The sequence below is a fragment of the Neglectibacter sp. X4 genome, from assembly GCF_009917365.1.
Taxonomy (GTDB): Bacteria; Bacillota; Clostridia; order Oscillospirales; family Acutalibacteraceae; genus Acutalibacter.
Genome location: NZ_QWLE01000158.1, coordinates 1 through 1,234 on the forward strand (window position 1 = coordinate 1; position 1,234 = coordinate 1,234).

Genomic DNA, 1,234 nt, shown 5'->3' on the forward strand with positions numbered 1-1,234 from the left:
CTTTCTTTTTGGCCTCTTTGCCTCCGGGGGCCAAAGGGGATTTTTGAAAAAATCCCCTTTGGAAACCCAAAAACTTTTGAGACGCACCAAATGGCAGGGAATCACAGCGTAATCCACTCGGTTCCCTGCCGTTTCAGAAAGGTTTTTGAAGATTGATAAGAAACTTTTTCCTCAAAAAAGTTTCTTATCCCGCCGGAGGCAGCAAAAGCAAAAGAGGACGGATTGCTCCGTCCCCTTTCGCTTCGGGCTTTGTAAAATTTAGGTGAGTTGAAATACCTTATTTCGCGTTGTCAACCCGGACAGCAGCAGTTGCGGCTGCAGCGCGGATGGTGCTGCCCAGAGGATTGAAGGTGTTATTGCCTTCGCCCATGAGCATCTTGGCGTTCACGCAGGCGTAAACGTAATTCTTGGCCCAGCCTGCAATCTTGTTGGTATCCGCAAAGGTGGGAGTGCCGGTAACCTCCAGGTCAAGGGCAACTGCCAGAATCTTAGCGGCTTCCTCACGGGTGATGTTGTTCTTCGGCTTGAAGGTGCTGTCCTCATAGCCGCCGATAATGCCTTCCTCGGCAAAGTAAGCTACATAGCCTTTGGCATAGCCGCTTACGCTGGAAGCGTCCTTGAAAGGCACAGTGGCATCCTCGTCCACTGTAATGCCCAGCATACGGCCGGTCATCACAGCGAAGTCCTCGCGGGTGATGTGGGTGTAAGGCCCAAACAGCCCTTCCCCAATGCCCTGCACAATGTTCTTCTCAAAGGCTTCCTTCACGTAGGGAGCGAACCAGGCGTTTGCAGGCACATCGCTGAACTGCTCGCCGGTCTTGACGGTCAGAGTATAAACAGTGGTCTTGTCACCCTTTTCGGACTGAACCTCAATCTTCACAGGCTTGCGGAGATCATAGGTGGTGTCAGCGTCAAAAGCAGCGTTGTTAATTTTCACAGAAGCCATCTTGGAGGCAGTCAGCTCCAGCTTGATTTGGCCCAGGTTGGTGCCAAAGGGTACGCTGGCAGTGATTGTTTCGGCAGTCTGGTTGATGGAAGCAGTCACGCCGTTCACCTTGGCTGCAGTGATCTCAGCGCCAGTGTTAGCGTCGGCAACCTTCACTTCTTTAATTTTATAGGGTTTTGCCACGCCGCTCTCAGAAGTAACAGTCAGCGTAAGCAATGTCATTAAGTTAGTACGCAAGGACGCACGCCAAAGGGCCAGGGGGCACAAAAAAGAGCAAAAGGAATTGGG

1 protein-coding gene is annotated in these 1,234 nt (G+C 51.7%); it reads right to left on the reverse strand.

Features of this window, described 5'->3' with window-relative positions:
- Positions 1-277: 277 nt before the first annotated feature.
- A partial coding sequence (locus tag D1841_RS17375) for an S-layer homology domain-containing protein (RefSeq protein WP_207709260.1) occupies positions 278-1,234 on the reverse strand: 957 nt, incomplete at its 5' end.